Source organism: Bacillus cereus group sp. MYBK220-1 (genome assembly GCF_051916445.1).
GTDB lineage: Bacteria > Bacillota > Bacilli > Bacillales > Bacillaceae_G > Bacillus_A > Bacillus_A cereus.
The window spans coordinates 400,785-416,272 of sequence record NZ_JBQAGQ010000001.1 but is presented as its reverse complement, the minus strand read 5'-3'; the positions used below and the strand labels follow the sequence as shown (position 1 = coordinate 416,272).

Below are 15,488 nucleotides of genomic sequence, written 5' to 3'. Positions count from 1 at the left end.
GGGGTGAAAATGGGAGCTTCTACTTTTTGGATTATAACTATTGTTTTTTGTATAGCTATCTATTTTCTTGATAAGTTTTTAAGAAAAAAATTGAATATGCCCAAGGGTGGTTTTTGGGGATATAAGAAACATGTAAATAGTTTACATAAAAAATTGGAAATAGGACTACTTTTTATTTATTTAATAACTAGTTTTATGTTTATCTTTAAATTTGAAAGTATTAATATTGCTTATGTCATTTTTACTTATTTAGATGGGACGTTAATCTTAAGAGCATTGATGGAATGGAAGTATGATAGAGAGTCGAAAGAATATATATTTTCGGTAATTGGGGTATTCACGTTTATTTTTATGACTTCGATACTATTTTACTTCTTTCCACCTGCTGTATAATAAAAATTTGATAGTACAAATAATGAAATAACTAATAAACAAGAAACCATTTACTACTAAATGGTTTCTTGTTTATTTAAACATTTATTTTAGTTAATATAGATGTAATGAAATTAGTTTTATCCTCTGCATACTTATGTTTATCAGTAGGATTAGCTTGTGAAAGTTGAATTTTTAACTGTTCATACTGCATGCGTGCAGTTTTATTGTCTATTAAGTAATCACGAAATTGTAATTGTTCTATTAAATATGTATTCCCTTGTTCATACATATGAATTTGATGAGTTCTTGGTTCACCTTTATTAAAATAGTATCTTTCGGGTAATACTTCTTTTCTATATTTATAGTTTAGTAGTTCTAACTTTTTAATACAATGTATACCGTCCGTATAATTTTCTAATTCAATTGCTATATCAATAATGGGCTTTGCACTTAAATATGGAATAGAAGTACTACCAATATGGTGTATCGCTAAAATATGTTCGCCAATTTGTTCCTCAATGAGTTGTTTCTCTTTCATAAACTCAATTTCCCATTCTTCAGTCCACGGCACTAAAAACACTTTCCCATACGGTAAACCTAACATTTAATTAGCATCCCTTTCAAAATAGTTTTCAAAAAGTTGATTACATCTTCTTAAAGCTTCTCAAAACAAGGTATTCCCACAATTTCCAAGGAAGAATCTTCTTCGCAAAAATCATAAATTTCACACCTTTACCGATTGGATATCGTAAATTTGTACGCTTAGATTCAGCAATTTCAACAATTTTATTAGCAACATCTATCGGATTACCAAATGTATTACTACCGCTATTAATATGTTTTTGTATTTTATCCATATACTCTTTGTAAGGAGATGTTGTATCAGATTGGTTTTCAGCTAGTTGTTTCCCAACCTCCCATATGTTTGTGTTATAAGAACCTGGTTCAATTAAAGCAACATCTATTCCGAAAGGTTTTACTTCTAAGCGAAGCGATTCACTCCAGCCTTCTAATGCATATTTTGAAGATACATAAGGAGATAAACCAGGGAATCCAACTTGACCGCTAATGCTGCTTATATTAATGATTTTTCCACTTCTTTGTTTTCTCATATACGGTAAGACAAGCTGGGTAATTGATATAGCTCCAAATAGGTTTGTTTCAAATTGTTTACGGTATTCCTCTACTGGAATTTCTTCTACAAAGCCGCCATTTGCATATCCTGCATTATTAACAAGAAGGTCTACTTTTTGTATTTCTTTTAAAAATAATTGGAAGTTATGTATAGAATTTTGATCGGTTACATCTAATTGTTGAACTTTTATATTTTGCTGTAAGTTAAGTTGAGTAACTTGAGATATTAAGCGCACTTGTTTTTCAAGGTTTCGCATTGTAGCGATAACTAAATAATTTTTTTTTGCGAGTTCGAGTGTAGTTAATAGTCCAAATCCACTTGAGGCTCCTGTAATTATTGCGATTTTTTTATTCATTTTTCGCCAGCTTTCTTTTTCTTTTATCATAACGAGTTATGATAAGAAAATCTATTATTCTTACATTCAGTATGAAATCAATTTGTATGCAAAAAAGGGGATTATAGGGAATGAGCGTATATAGAGTAGTGTATATTAATATGATAATGAAATGAGGGAAGAAAAATGGTCCATGTGAAAGATGTATTAGCAGATCAGTTATTAGCAAATGCGAATGATCCCAGTTGGTATATGCCATTTTCAGATGCAGTTAAGGATTTATCTGAGAGGGAAGCTTTCTGGAAACCGAATGAAGAGTGTAATAGTATAGCCGAAATCGTACAACATTTACTGTATTGGAACTCTACGTGGCAAACTAGGTATAAAGAATCACATGTTAATGCAGTACCCGCTATAGGAGATAATAATAAAAGTTTTATGCTTTCAGATAATCAAACTTTCGATGAATTACGGGAAAAACTACTAGAAAAACTGCTACAATGGCAAACTCTCATAAATGAAGAAAAGGTTGAAAGTGATGTAGTGGGATTTCCTGTTTCTGCAAAATGGTGGGAAGTGTTAGCGAATGTAACAACTCATAATGCATATCATATTGGGCAAATTATTTACATCCGAAAATTACAGCAGAGCTTTGATAATGAATAAGATAATAGTTCTCAAATTAGGTGAACAAAAGTGGACAAAACGAGACAAATGTCTCATTTTGTCCACTTTTTATTATGAAAGAAAAGCGAAAACCTATTAAAGCAAGGATTAGAATTTGGCACGGTACTTGCAATATAAAAGACGAACAAGAAAATAGGAGGGCTGGACATGTTAAAAACAACTGAAAGTAAAGGGAATGAAATTACGAAAGAACAAGCTCGTTGGATGTACGAAAAAATGTTAGAGATTCGTAAGTTTGAAGATAAGGTGCATGAATTGTTCGCGCAAGGCGTTTTGCCTGGTTTCGTTCATTTATACGCAGGTGAAGAAGCAGTAGCAGTTGGTGTATGTGCCCACTTAACGGATAGTGACAGTATTACAAGTACACATAGAGGTCATGGACATTGTATCGCAAAAGGTTGTGATTTAAATGGTATGATGGCTGAACTTTTCGGGAAAGCGACAGGATTATGTAAAGGTAAAGGCGGTTCCATGCATATTGCCGATTTAGATAAAGGAATGCTTGGTGCGAATGGCATTGTAGGCGGGGGTTTCCCACTTGCTTGCGGTTCAGCATTAACAGCTAAATATAAAGGAACAAAAGATGTAAGTGTTTGCTTCTTCGGTGACGGAGCAAATAATGAAGGAACATTCCATGAAGGGGTTAATTTAGCGGCGATTTGGAAGTTACCAGTTATTTTTATTGCAGAAAATAACGGTTACGGTGAAGCAACTACATTTGAATATGCTTCAAGTTGTGATTCTATCGCTGATCGCGCAAAAGCTTATAATATTCCAGGTGTTCAAGTAGATGGAAAAGATCTTCTAGCTGTATATAAAGCTGCTGCAGAAGCAGTGGAACGTGCGCGTAATGGGGATGGTCCAACAATTATTGAATGTATGACATATCGTAATTATGGTCATTTCGAAGGTGAAGCGCAAACATATAAAACATCAGAAGAAAAAGAAGAACATTTAAATGAAAAAGATGCAATTGTGAATTTCCGTAAGCATTTAATTCATGAAGGTTTATTAACGGAATCTGAACTTGTTGATATGGAAAAAGCAGTAGATGATGCAGTACAAAGATCCATTGAATTTAGTGAAAATAGTCCATACCCAGACGATGAAGAATTATTAAAAGATGTATACGTTTCTTACAAATAAGAGGAGGGTGAAAAATTATGACTAGAACAGTAAGTATGTCAACTGCAATTAATGAAGCGATGAAAATCTCAATGCGTCGTGATGAAAATGTAATTTTAATAGGTGAAGATGTTGCAGGCGGTGCACAAGTTGATCATTTGCAAGATGATGAAGCATGGGGCGGTGTTCTTGGTGTTACGAAAGGACTTGTACAAGAGTTTGGCCGAAATCGTATATTGGATACACCAATTTCTGAAGCGGGTTATATGGGAGCCGCGATGGCAGCTGCTGCAACTGGGTTACGTCCGATAGCTGAGTTAATGTTTAATGATTTTATCGGTAGTTGTCTTGACCAAGTATTAAACCAAGGTGCGAAATTCCGTTATATGTTTGGAGGTAAAGCAAAAGTACCTGTTACAGTACGTACGATGCATGGCGCTGGTTTTAGTGCAGCAGCTCAGCATTCACAAAGTTTGTACGCATTATTTACGAGCATACCAGGTATTAAAGTTGTTGTTCCTTCCACGCCGTATGATGCAAAAGGCTTATTATTAGCAGCAATTGAAGATGATGACCCAGTAATCTTCTTTGAAGATAAAACACTTTACAACATGAAAGGTGAAGTGCCAGAAGGATACTATACAATTCCATTAGGGAAAGCCGATATGAAACGTGAAGGTTCTGATGTAACAATCGTCGCAATTGGAAAACAAGTTCATACGGCGCTTGCAGCTGCTGAGCAATTATCGAAAAAGGGGCTTGAAGTAGAAGTAATCGATCCACGATCTTTATCACCACTTGATGAAGATACGATTTTAGCATCTGTTGAAAAAACAAATCGTCTTATCGTCATTGACGAAGCAAACCCAAGATGTAGTATCGCAACAGATATCGCGGCAATTGTAGCGGATAAAGGATTTGATTTGCTAGATGCACCTATTAAACGAATTACAGCACCACATACACCTGTTCCGTTTTCGCCACCACTTGAAAAGTTGTATTTGCCAACGCCAGAAAAAGTAATTGAAACTATATCAGAAATGATCGGAGACCAATCTTTATTACATGTGTAATGAAACGATGAGAAGGGAGAGAGCAGTATGGCTGTAGAAGTTGTAATGCCAAAGTTAGGTATGGCGATGAAAGAAGGTATTATTACGAACTGGAATATTAAAGCAGGCGATAATGTAGCAAAAGGAGAACTAATTGCTAGTATTAATTCAGAAAAAATTGAAACGGAAATTGAAGCGCCAGCTGATGGTACGGTGCTTGATATAGCTGTAAGTGAAGATGAAGGGGTGCAGCCTGGTACTGTAATTTGCTACATCGGTAAACCGAATGAAAAAGTAGAAATGCAGGAAAGCACACATGTGGTAGAAGAAAAAACATTTAATATAGAAGTACAAAATGTACAAAATCAAGAACCAAATGGGAAAGAAGTAGCCAAGCAAAGAATTAAAATTTCACCTGTAGCGAAGAAAATTACAAAGTCTGAAAATTTGGATATCAAGGTATTAGTTGGTACAGGTCCTGGCGGAAGGATTACAAAGGCAGATGTATTAAAAGCACTTGAGGTAAGAGGAATCGTTCCGGAAATATCTGAACAAGAAGAAAGTAACGTGATTCCTGTTACTGGTTTGCGTAAAGCGATCGCAAATCGTATGCACGCAAGCTTACAAAATAGCGCACAATTAACGTTAACGATGAAAGTAGATGTAACAGATTTAGTTGCTTTACATAAAGAAATAGCGAAAGTTGTACAAAAAAGATATGATAATAAATTAACCATTACGGATTTCGTCTCGCGTGCTGCTGTATTAGCACTTGGAGAGCATAAAGAAATGAACAGCGCTTATATAGATGATGCAATTCATCAATTTGAACATGTGCATTTAGGCATGGCAGTCGCATTAGAAAAAGGGTTAATCGTTCCAGCTATTCGCTTTGCAAATAATTTATCTTTAGTAGAATTGTCTAAAGAGATTAAGAATGTGGCACAAAAGGCGCGAGCAGGTAGATTAAGTAGTGATGATATGCACGGAACGACATTTACAATTAGTAATTTAGGTAGCTTTGGTATTGAATATTTCACACCTGTATTAAATACACCTGAGACTGGCATTTTAGGTATTGGCGCAATTGAACATGTTCCTGTATATAAAGGGAAAAAATTAAAAAAAGGTAGTATGTTACCTTTAAGTTTAACATTCGATCATCGTGTACTAGACGGTGCACCAGCAGCTGCATTTTTACGCACAATTAAACATTATTTAGAAGAACCTATAACAATTCTTTTATAAAGAGAAGGTGAGAGAATGAGTAAACTAGTTGTAATTGGAGGCGGACCAGCTGGATATGTAGCGGCAATTACCGCGGCTCAAAATGGCAAAAGTGTCACTCTTATTGATGAAGCTGAACTTGGCGGAACGTGTTTAAATGTTGGTTGTATGCCTACGAAATCACTATTAGAAAGTGCTGAAATACATGACATTGTGAGAAAAGCGAATGATTATGGAGTTACGCTTAATACAGGAAGTATATCAATTGATTGGAATCAAATACAGGCGAGAAAATCACAAATCGTAATGCAACTCGTCCAAGGAATACAATATTTAATGAAGAAAAATAAAATTAAAGTTGTAAAAGGAAAAGCGAAATTCGAAACGGATCATCGTGTGCGAGTTGTACAAGGAAATAAAGAAGAAGTAGTTGATGGAGAGAGTTTTATTATCGCATCTGGTTCCGAACCTACAGAATTACCATTCGCTCCGTTCGATGGAAAATGGATTTTAAATAGTAGCCATGCCATGTCTCTTGAGAGTGTACCATCTTCATTGTTAATCGTTGGCGGTGGTGTAATAGGATGTGAGTTTGCAAGTATTTATAGTAGACTTGGCACAAAAGTATCGATAGTTGAAATGGCACCGCAATTACTACCTGGTGAAGATGAAGATATCGCGAATATTTTAAGAGAGAAATTAGAAAAAGATGGTGTGAAAATTTTTACGGGAGCAGTTTTAAAAGGATTAAATAACTATAAGAAGCAAGCTTCATTTGAGTACGAGGGAATTACTCACGAAGTAACTCCAGAATTTGTTCTTGTTTCTGTAGGAAGAAAACCACGAGTGCAACAATTAGGATTAGAAAAGGCAGGGGTTCAGTTTTCAAATAAAGGGATTTCTGTGAATGAACATATGCAAACGAACGTATCGCATATTTACGCAGCTGGTGATGTAATCGGTGGAATTCAGCTTGCTCACGTTGCCTTCCATGAAGGAACGACAGCAGCATTACACGCAAGCGGAGAAGACGTGAAAGTAAATTATCACGCTGTGCCCCGTTGTATATACACAGCTCCAGAAATAGCTAGTGTAGGGTTAAGTGAAAAAGGTGCAAGAGAACAATATGGTGATATTCTCATCGGAGAATTTCCTTTTACAGCGAACGGAAAAGCTCTTATTTTAGGAGAACAAGTAGGTAAAGTAAAAGTCATTGTAGAACCTAAATACCAAGAAATTGTAGGGATTTCTATTATCGGTCCTTATGCAACTGAACTTATTGGTCAAGGAACCGTAATGATTCATACAGAAGTTACCGCTGATATAATGAGAGATTATATTGCAGCACATCCAACTTTATCTGAGGCGATTCATGAAGCGTTAATGCAAGCAGTAGGACATGCTGTACATGCTTAAATAGAAATATGATAAACCACTATTCTCTAAATGAAAGAGAGAATAGTGGTTTGAATTTTTATAGAAGAAATTAAATATCTTATTACTATTTAATTTCAATCGCTGAAGTAATATCGTTCCAATCAGCAGCTAAATTAGCAGTTTTACCGTACCAATCAGCATGTTTAAATAAAACGCCTTTTCCATATCCTTGTGTTGAAGTGTGCTCCCAAAGTGTAGTTGAATAACTTGCAGAAGGTGACGCTGTACTTACAGAAGAAATTCTGTCATTCCAGCTAGATGGTAAGTTTTTAAAGCCGCTACTCCAGTAAATATATTGTCCACCTTTATCTTTATGTTCATAAAAATCAGTACTACCAGCACCGCTACCTAAAGGATTAATTTTATTTTTAATTGCTTTTTTATCCTTTTCAATATACGCATCTAATGTTTCACGGCTAGTAAAACCATAAGCTAGCCAATCTCCATTTTCATTTTGCTCTGGTAATACCATAGTAATTTGGATATCTTTCTTATCCTGCTCACTTAATTTTGCAAATGAATTAACATTTTGTTCATCCACTTTTAAATAATCAAATGACTTAATTGTGTTACTTTTTTCTTCAGCACTTACCGCACCTAGTCCTCCAGTTAGTGCAAAACCCGCTACTAATGTCCCTGCTACTAATTTCTTCAACATATAACCATCCCTTTTTGTTTGAATTTTTGTACAGGTGAATCTTGTACAGCTAAAATGTATTCTAATTTTATACTTTTGTAAATATTCTGAAGTTTTAGAAATAATAGGCGGAATATTTACAGTTTTACATTTTTTCTTTAGAAAGAATGGTTATTGGAATGATATAATAAGTGGATATATTGTTTTTACTGGATGTAAAGATGTTTTAGGAGAGGTGTCATTGAAATATTTTACAAGAGATTGGTATAAAGAAATGCAAGTTTTAGAATTTGTAAGTTTTATAGATTCTATAAAAGAATGGTCGGAAATGGATATAGAAAGTTTAAAGGAGGAAATTGAGAAAAGGAAAATAGATTTATTAAAGTTCCTTCCTGAATCGATATACTCAATTATACAAAACATCACAACTAATTCAGAATACCCATCAGGTGAACTGAAAAAACGTATGCGAAAGTGGTCAACAGATTATGAGAAAAGAGTGGCACAATTAGATCAATCATACGTAGAATATTTTAATTCCATTGAGAAAAAACTTCCGTCAAATGTCGTTCAGTTACACAAGACATCATTACACGACAGTGTAATTAAAGTAGTAAAGAGAAAGTCAGAAGATACTTTGTCTATCGTATTAGATTGCAGTGGTACTTTTAGTGAATTTGATAAATTTGAAGTAACCTTTATAGGAGTAGCAAAGTGTTCTATGCCGGAAAACTTTGAAAATGCTTGGTGGTTATATCATGAAATAGCTCTTACTGAAGATGGTTTTGAACTAGGTGTTTTATTCGACTGTCCATTTAGAGAAGTGACGATTTGTGCGACAGATGTATTACTTGTGAAGAAATAATTTTTTATGGAGCATTACAAACGTTTGACATAATAAAAAAATAAAGTTATTGTAGATACATGAAGTCTACAATAGGGGCTGTACTATGAAATATTCTAAAGCTACAAATTATGCTCTTCATACAATGCTTTTTCTGGCAAAGGCTACACCAAATAAGTTAGTTAGTGTTCACCAATTAGCAGAAATGCAAAATGTTTCACCAACGTACTTGTCTAAAATACTAACTAAGTTGACGAAGGAAGGGATGATACATTCATCATCTGGTCCAAAGGGCGGTTACTCGCTTAGTAAGAATTGGGAAGATATTTCATTTTTAGATATTATACATGCAATTGAAGGTAAAACATCATTGTTTGAATGTTGTTTACATGACAAACCTGGATGTTTAATTAATGAAGTAATGCTTGCAGCAGAAGAGAAAATGGAAGAAGAGTTACGAAATCAAAAAATCGTAGATCTTGCGAAAAAAATAAAAGTGGATTTTTAATCTGCTTTTATTTTTAAATTAATTAAGGATAAAAAGACTCTTTGATATCTTTAATTGTGGTTAGAAAATGATATGAAGAAGGAGAGAAGATGATGACTAAATTTTGGAATGATCGATATAAATCAGATGAATATTTTTACGGGGAAGAACCTAATACATTTATTAAAGAACAAGCATTTCGTTTAGCAAATCACAATAAAGTAATAGCTTTCGCGGAGGGAGAAGGTAGAAATGCTGTATTTCTAGCAAGACAAGGGAACGAAGTAACAGCTATTGATTATTCGGAAGATGGATTAGAGAAGACAAAAAAATTGGCAGAGAAGCATAACGTAAACGTGCATACAAAAAAAGTAGATTTATTAGCTGATAGTTTGCCAGAAAATGAATATGATGCAGCAATTATGGTATTTGGACATTTTCATGATGATTATAAAAAAATGATATTAGGTAAAATGATACAAACGATAAAGCCTGGTGGTTTAATTATGTTTGAAGTTTACTCAAAAAAACAAATAAACTATGGTACTGGTGGACCAAAAGATGTTGATATGCTGTATAATCCAATTGATATCCTTACTTGGTGTGAAGAGCATAAGGTAATTCATTTCTTTAATGGCGAACAAGAGCGAATTGAAGGGAAAGGGCACACTGGTTTAGCTGATGTTATTCAAGTTGTTATTAGAAAATTATTATAAGTGTTAATGAAAGTTAAATATATGAATGTAAAAGACCAGTCATGTAAGACTGGTCTTTCTATTTAGATACTAAATTATCAAGCTTCCAATATGTATCTGTTAACGGCGCTGCTTTGCTATCTATGTATAAATACATATTATTTAAATCTTTTGGTGAAGTTTTCAGTTCAAACACAATGTCAGTAGTTAAAGAGAATTCGTGTGGAACATTTTTATAGTGCTCGTCATCTATCGGATGAGCTTCACCTTCATATTTCTGACCAGTTTTTTCATCTTGTATGAAATATTTTATTTCCGAAAGATCAATAGTTTGTCCATCGTCCCGAACATTATTAATCATAACACGAGTAGTAAGGCGCCGCTCTTTGTCTATTTTTTCAAACTTTGCATTTTCAACTGTCGCTCTATAGTATTCGTTTTTAACTATTTCTCCATAGTGCATTGCATTCTTTTCGAGAGCGCTCTTTTCTTGTTTTGATGTAGTATTGCTATTACATCCTGTCAATATTCCAGTAAATAATAATGCTGTACATGTCGTTTTGATTAATGATTTCATAGTAATCCCTTTCTGTGTTAAAAAGTAAAATATAGGAATAATTTCACATCAATAGGAAGGTGAATGGAAGTGTTTTTGCGTAATATACAGATATATATTTATTTATTTGGTTGTCAAGTTAACAGGATAGAAAGAGGGAGAAGACTGTATAAAACGGAATAAATAAGAATTGAAAATATTGTAAAATGGAAGAGGCATGCATATAATTAAAATAAAGTTTAAGTTTCTGAATCTTCAATAACGGTGGTGATAACATGTTTACTGAAGAGCGTCGAGAGAAAATTTTAGAACTACTTAATACAGATGGAAGAGTAATCGCAAAGGATCTTGCGGAAAGATTTGATATGTCTATTGATTCTATAAGAAGAGATTTGTCTATTATGGAAAAGGATGGTTTATTAAAAAGAACGCACGGAGGTGCAATTGAACTTACGCGAGTGAGAAATTTAGCCGCGGAACCAGCTAAACGTTATAGTGATAGCTCAATATATGAGGACACAATTGCAAGAGTTGCGGTATCTTATATACAAGAAGGTGATTCAATTTTTATTGGTGGGGCTTCCGTTCATAATGCGATGCTGAAATATTTACCAGAAGTATCATTTACGGTTATTACGAATTCTATAGAAATAGCTGGTTATCTACGAGAATATAAGAATATTGATACGTATTTAATTGGCGGAAAAGTAAAACCTTTAGGGAATATTACTGATACACTTGCCTCTGAATTGATAAGTAGATTTTCTATTGATCTTTATTTCTCTACAGGTGGAGGCATTTCATTACAAGGTATTAGTACTGCAACACCTGAAGTTGCTTATTTTAGTAAAAGAGTAAGTGAAATTGCTAGAAGAAATATTTGTTTAGTTCCGCATAATAAACTTGGAATAGATTGTTTTATAAGAGGAGAGTCTCTAAAAGAAATTGACATTATTATAACTGACGAAGAGGCTAGTAAAGAAACTGTTCAGGACTTTGAGAAACAAGGTAAACAAGTTGTAATAGCGCCATTATATTCATTTGAAAGGAGTTTGACATGATTGTAAAAGAGCAAGAGTTTTATATAAATGGATTAACTTATACAATTCGTTCTGCAGCTGAGAAAGATGCTGAGCAGTTATCGAAAATTAGAGTTCAGATTGATGGAGAAACTGAAAATATGGATAGAGATGCTGGAGAGGGATTTATAGATGACCTAGGGTTTCAAAAAATAATAAAAACAGATAGTGAAGAAACGAAGAATCTCTTTTTAGTTGCAGAAGTGCACAATCGAATTGTTGGATTTTCAAGATGTGAAGGATCAAATTTTAAGAGATTATCTCATAAAGTGGAGTTTGGCGTTTGCATTTTAAAAGAGTTTTGGGGATATAGAATGGGGAAGAGCCTATTACAACAATCTATTAAATGGGCTGACGAAAATGCAGTGAATAAAATATCTTTACAAGTATTAGAGACAAACGAGAAAGCTATTCATCTTTATAAAAAATTAGGTTTTGAAGTAGAAGGCATTTTGAAAAATGACAAAAGACTATCGGATGGAAAGTATTATAATACGGTAGTGATGGGAAGATTTACCAATACTTTTCGTGAAAGAGGTGAAGAAGTATGTTTTACAGAAGGAAGTACTATGTAGTGAAAAATGAATTTATAGAAGTATTTAATGATCATTTCAATAATACGAACTTACCTAATCAATTAAAGCATGGTTCTAGGCTAATAGGACGCTGGATGAAAGATAATAAGAATGGTACGTCTGAAGTATTTGCCATATGGGAATATGATAGTTATGAACAGTATAATGAAATAGAATCGAAAATTAGAAGTGACGAGAGGCATATTAAAGGAATACATGAATGGTATGAAAACTATGGCGGGAAAGAATATGTTTTACAGGAGTACATAGTAGAGATAAAAAATGAAGAGTTAGTATGTACTGTAAAGTAACAGAGGGGTGAGGGATAATAGAAATTAAAACAAAATTATATTTTAGTTTAGCATCCGCTATTTTATTTGCAATAGCCGTGATTGTTTTCTTTATAAATGGTAATCCACAAAAGTGGTTTTGGTTATGTATTTTCTTTGCATCCATTATACAAAATATAGTGCTACTAAAAAAGAATAAAGAAGTGCATTAGGATATTCAAATTATTAACATATTTGTGTCGTATTGCTAGTTGTATTGAAAACGCTTTTATTCAGTTTTATAATAAAAGTATGTTTTATAAATCTCCAAAACAATTAAAAGGGAGATGATACAATGTTAGCTTCACCGTTTTACTTACATACATGGAAAAAGTTTGTTAATGAAGGTGTTCTTGATTCAAATCGCATAAATCAAAGAATTTCAGAATCGTGGCATCGATGTAAACAGGCTAATGTTAATCCTCATATGAATAAAGGTCAGAAAGTTTTGTCTTCTAATATTTTTCGAGAACAAAAGAAAAAGAGTGAAATTTTCCTTGATATAGCATTACCCCAAATACAAAATATGAGAAAAACCATTGATGAACTACAAATGATGGCATTATTAATCGATCCAGATGGTTATGTCCTATCCTTAAGTGGAAATAAACAAACGTTAAAGCGAGCGAAACATATTAATTTTATTGAAGGTGTAAAATGGACGGAAGCAGCTGTGGGGACAAACGCAATAGGAACAGCGCTAGAAATTGAAGAAGCTATTATGATAAGTGGTACTGAACATTACTCCGTGGTATCTCATAGCTGGAGTTGTGCGGCTGCTCCTATTCATAACGATGACGGGAAATTAATTGGTATTCTAGATTTCTCCTGTCCAATTGAATTTTCGCATCCATATATGCTCGGTATGGTAACTTCAATTGCACATGCGATTGAACGTGAATGTAGCATAAGAGTTCATCAAAATGAATTACACTTAATCCATCGTTTTTTAGATGTCATTGATAGTGATGAACAAGTAGTTATTTGTAATCATCGTGATGTTATCGTTTCTGCGAGTAAGAGCGTTCGGGAACGAGTAACTAATTGGTCAAGAATGAAACTTGAAGATTTAGTGCACCATGGATTGGAAACTAAATTAGAGATACCGGTATATAGTAATGAAAGAATGATCGGGAAATGTATGTATTTAAAGGAAAACAAACAAATGAATACATATTCTGCTTTCACATTTATAAAAGGAATTACTTTTCCAGGGGTTACCGGGACAAGTAAAGCATTTCAACACACACTAGAAGAAATTAAGCTTGTTTCACCGACTGATGCTAGTGTGTATGTATGTGGTGAGACAGGAGTAGGAAAGGAATATGTCGCGAGAGCGATTCATGAAAATAGTCCAAGAAAAGACGAACCCTTTATAGCTGTTAACTGCGGTTCTTTGCCTAAAGAATTAATGGAAAGTGAATTGTTTGGTTATGCTGAAGGTGCGTTTACAGGTGCGCGACGTCAAGGATATAAAGGGAAATTTGAACAAGCGAATGGAGGAACACTGTTTTTAGATGAAATTGGCGAAGTACCACCAGAGATGCAAGTAGCCTTATTGCGTGTTTTACAAGAACGCACAATAACTCCAATAGGAAGTTCAAAAGAGGTACCAGTAAATATTCGTATTATTACTGCCACACATAAAGATTTACTACGGTTAGTAGAAGAAGGGAAATTCCGTCAAGATTTATATTATCGTTTGCACGTTTATCCGTTATATGTTCCATCGTTAATAGAAAGAAAAGAGGATATCCCATATTTTATACAACACTTTTGCGAACGGAAGAATTGGAATGTTGTATTTCCAAAGAGTATATACAATCAATTTTTACAACATACATGGCCCGGAAATATTCGGGAACTAGTAAATGTATTAGAACGTATTTACATTTTGTCGCAAGGACGGGAAATATGCGAAAAGCAAGTCGCTTTTTTGATACAAACAATGACGGGAAATCAACAACAACTTGAGTTACAAGTTGAAAATAAAACAGAACATACATTGAATTTTCGCGAAAAAATACAGCGTGATAGCATGATTGAAGCGTTAGAAAAGACGAACGGAAATGTTTCGTTAGCCGCAAAACTGTTAAATGTTCCTCGAAGTACATTTTATAAACGAATGCAGAAATATAAGCTATAAAGTAGATTTTTGTAATCTACTTTTTCTTTGTGGGCTCATGTTCTGTCGGAATGTGCGCTTACCGGGGAAATAATAGAATTGTTAGAAAATAATTCCCGGAAGGGGGACTTATGTGAAGTATATTGAAATTGGCTTCGGAAATAGGTGGTTCGTTCGAACAGAAACCGAAAATAAAGATGGAACTGAATTTGAAGAACGAGGAATTATAAAACCTATTTATTTTGAGTCACTATATGTACGAATGTGGTTTCGGAAAACGTGTTTAATTTTTGATACGAAAGAAGGATTTAAAAAGATTAAGAAGAAGAGGATTGAATATAAATTTATAGTTGGAATTGTAAGTAGACTGAATAAAGAAAAAGTGTGCTAACATACATAGTTATATTGGCCAGGAAATTCTATTGACTTATATCAAACTCATAAAAAGTAATTTTACTAAATATAAATTGTTAATAAAACCACTAAGGAAACTTAGTGGCTTCTTTTTTTATAGGAAGGATTTTCATATGAATAGGATCTTAACGATTGTACTTGCAATTATTGTAATGGGGTATTCCATTTATAGTTGGAATGATGTTTCGGAACAGAGTATGCTAATTTTACAAACGCTTATAGGGATTATGTTAGTTAGTTTAGGAGTGCAAAATTTAAAAAATAACGAAAAAGAAAATAGAAGTATAGGGATTGCTTTACTACTCGTGGCTTTGTTTTTAATTGTTGTATCTTTAATAAAATATTTTGTATGAATAAGTTTTTAAATTAATAAAA

19 protein-coding genes are annotated in these 15,488 nt (G+C 33.7%); 15 read left to right on the top strand and 4 right to left on the bottom strand.

The window, feature by feature from the left end; all coding sequences use genetic code 11:
* Positions 1-9 precede the first annotated feature (9 nt).
* Positions 10-393 (top strand): DUF4181 domain-containing protein, encoded by a 384-nt coding sequence (locus tag ACTFRU_RS02075; RefSeq protein WP_088362158.1) that lies wholly within the window; start codon positions 10-12, stop codon positions 391-393.
* 76 nt (positions 394-469) lie between these two features.
* On the opposite strand, the gene ACTFRU_RS02070 is transcribed toward ACTFRU_RS02075, so the two are convergent.
* The gene (locus tag ACTFRU_RS02070) at positions 470-979 is read right to left on the bottom strand and encodes a GrpB family protein (protein ID WP_000901214.1); all 510 of its coding nucleotides are present in this window, start codon (positions 977-979) and stop codon (positions 470-472) included.
* Between the two features lie 40 nt (positions 980-1,019).
* The gene (locus ACTFRU_RS02065; protein ID WP_025709460.1) at positions 1,020-1,865 is read right to left on the bottom strand and encodes an oxidoreductase; all 846 of its coding nucleotides are present in this window, start codon (positions 1,863-1,865) and stop codon (positions 1,020-1,022) included.
* Between the two features lie 165 nt (positions 1,866-2,030).
* Here ACTFRU_RS02065 and ACTFRU_RS02060 point away from each other — a divergent pair, with 165 nt between their 5' ends.
* From ACTFRU_RS02060 to lpdA, 5 genes are all read left to right on the top strand, one after another.
* Positions 2,031-2,510: a DinB family protein gene (locus ACTFRU_RS02060; protein WP_006924308.1), complete on the top strand. Its 480-nt coding sequence runs from the start codon at positions 2,031-2,033 to the stop codon at positions 2,508-2,510.
* A gap of 168 nt (positions 2,511-2,678) precedes the next feature.
* Entirely contained in the window at positions 2,679-3,677 is a 999-nt protein-coding gene (gene acoA, locus ACTFRU_RS02055) for an acetoin:2,6-dichlorophenolindophenol oxidoreductase subunit alpha (RefSeq protein WP_000921275.1), read from the top strand.
* Between the two features lie 17 nt (positions 3,678-3,694).
* The gene (gene acoB / locus ACTFRU_RS02050; protein ID WP_006924310.1) at positions 3,695-4,729 is read left to right on the top strand and encodes an acetoin:2,6-dichlorophenolindophenol oxidoreductase subunit beta; all 1,035 of its coding nucleotides are present in this window, start codon (positions 3,695-3,697) and stop codon (positions 4,727-4,729) included.
* Positions 4,730-4,756: 27 nt separating this feature from the next.
* On the top strand, positions 4,757-5,956 hold the full coding sequence (locus ACTFRU_RS02045) for a dihydrolipoamide acetyltransferase family protein (protein WP_440037433.1): 1,200 nt from the start codon (positions 4,757-4,759) through the stop codon (positions 5,954-5,956).
* A gap of 15 nt (positions 5,957-5,971) precedes the next feature.
* Positions 5,972-7,351, top strand: coding sequence for a dihydrolipoyl dehydrogenase (lpdA, locus tag ACTFRU_RS02040; protein ID WP_440037432.1), 1,380 nt, complete (start codon positions 5,972-5,974; stop codon positions 7,349-7,351).
* Between the two features lie 85 nt (positions 7,352-7,436).
* Here lpdA and ACTFRU_RS02035 read toward each other — a convergent pair whose 3' ends face one another.
* Positions 7,437-8,030 (bottom strand): hypothetical protein, encoded by a 594-nt coding sequence (locus tag ACTFRU_RS02035; protein WP_000914443.1) that lies wholly within the window; start codon positions 8,028-8,030, stop codon positions 7,437-7,439.
* Positions 8,031-8,250: 220 nt separating this feature from the next.
* Here ACTFRU_RS02035 and ACTFRU_RS02030 point away from each other — a divergent pair, with 220 nt between their 5' ends.
* From ACTFRU_RS02030 to ACTFRU_RS02020, 3 genes are all read left to right on the top strand, one after another.
* Positions 8,251-8,874 carry a DUF4085 domain-containing protein gene (locus tag ACTFRU_RS02030; RefSeq protein ID WP_048558523.1) on the top strand — a complete coding sequence of 208 codons (624 nt, stop codon included), beginning with the start codon at positions 8,251-8,253 and terminating at the stop codon, positions 8,872-8,874.
* Positions 8,875-8,959: 85 nt separating this feature from the next.
* Positions 8,960-9,361 carry an Rrf2 family transcriptional regulator gene (locus tag ACTFRU_RS02025; RefSeq protein ID WP_000877650.1) on the top strand — a complete coding sequence of 134 codons (402 nt, stop codon included), beginning with the start codon at positions 8,960-8,962 and terminating at the stop codon, positions 9,359-9,361.
* A gap of 89 nt (positions 9,362-9,450) precedes the next feature.
* On the top strand, positions 9,451-10,056 hold the full coding sequence (locus tag ACTFRU_RS02020) for a class I SAM-dependent methyltransferase (protein ID WP_440037431.1): 606 nt from the start codon (positions 9,451-9,453) through the stop codon (positions 10,054-10,056).
* A gap of 58 nt (positions 10,057-10,114) precedes the next feature.
* Here the strand turns inward: ACTFRU_RS02020 and ACTFRU_RS02015 are convergent, their stop codons facing one another.
* Positions 10,115-10,612, bottom strand: a complete 498-nt coding sequence (locus ACTFRU_RS02015; protein ID WP_000838468.1) for a hypothetical protein — start codon at positions 10,610-10,612, stop codon at positions 10,115-10,117.
* A gap of 254 nt (positions 10,613-10,866) precedes the next feature.
* On the opposite strand from ACTFRU_RS02015, the gene ACTFRU_RS02010 reads away from it, so the two are divergent.
* The 6 genes from ACTFRU_RS02010 (at position 10,867) to ACTFRU_RS01985 (ending at position 15,466) form a co-directional block, all read left to right on the top strand.
* The gene (locus tag ACTFRU_RS02010) at positions 10,867-11,652 is read left to right on the top strand and encodes a DeoR/GlpR family DNA-binding transcription regulator (RefSeq protein ID WP_440037430.1); all 786 of its coding nucleotides are present in this window, start codon (positions 10,867-10,869) and stop codon (positions 11,650-11,652) included.
* Positions 11,649-12,245, top strand: coding sequence for an N-acetyltransferase family protein (locus ACTFRU_RS02005; protein ID WP_440037429.1), 597 nt, complete (start codon positions 11,649-11,651; stop codon positions 12,243-12,245). The genes ACTFRU_RS02010 and ACTFRU_RS02005 overlap by 4 nt, the downstream gene beginning before the upstream one ends.
* Positions 12,218-12,556, top strand: coding sequence for an NIPSNAP family protein (locus tag ACTFRU_RS02000; RefSeq protein WP_440037428.1), 339 nt, complete (start codon positions 12,218-12,220; stop codon positions 12,554-12,556). The genes ACTFRU_RS02005 and ACTFRU_RS02000 overlap by 28 nt, the downstream gene beginning before the upstream one ends.
* A 313-nt stretch (positions 12,557-12,869) precedes the next feature.
* Entirely contained in the window at positions 12,870-14,720 is a 1,851-nt protein-coding gene (locus ACTFRU_RS01995; RefSeq protein WP_242554506.1) for a sigma-54-dependent Fis family transcriptional regulator, read from the top strand.
* 112 nt (positions 14,721-14,832) lie between these two features.
* The gene (locus tag ACTFRU_RS01990) at positions 14,833-15,090 is read left to right on the top strand and encodes a DUF3977 family protein (protein WP_000873828.1); all 258 of its coding nucleotides are present in this window, start codon (positions 14,833-14,835) and stop codon (positions 15,088-15,090) included.
* 136 nt (positions 15,091-15,226) lie between these two features.
* Positions 15,227-15,466: a DUF3953 domain-containing protein gene (locus tag ACTFRU_RS01985; RefSeq protein ID WP_001079916.1), complete on the top strand. Its 240-nt coding sequence runs from the start codon at positions 15,227-15,229 to the stop codon at positions 15,464-15,466.
* The last annotated feature ends 22 nt before the right edge of the window (positions 15,467-15,488 follow it).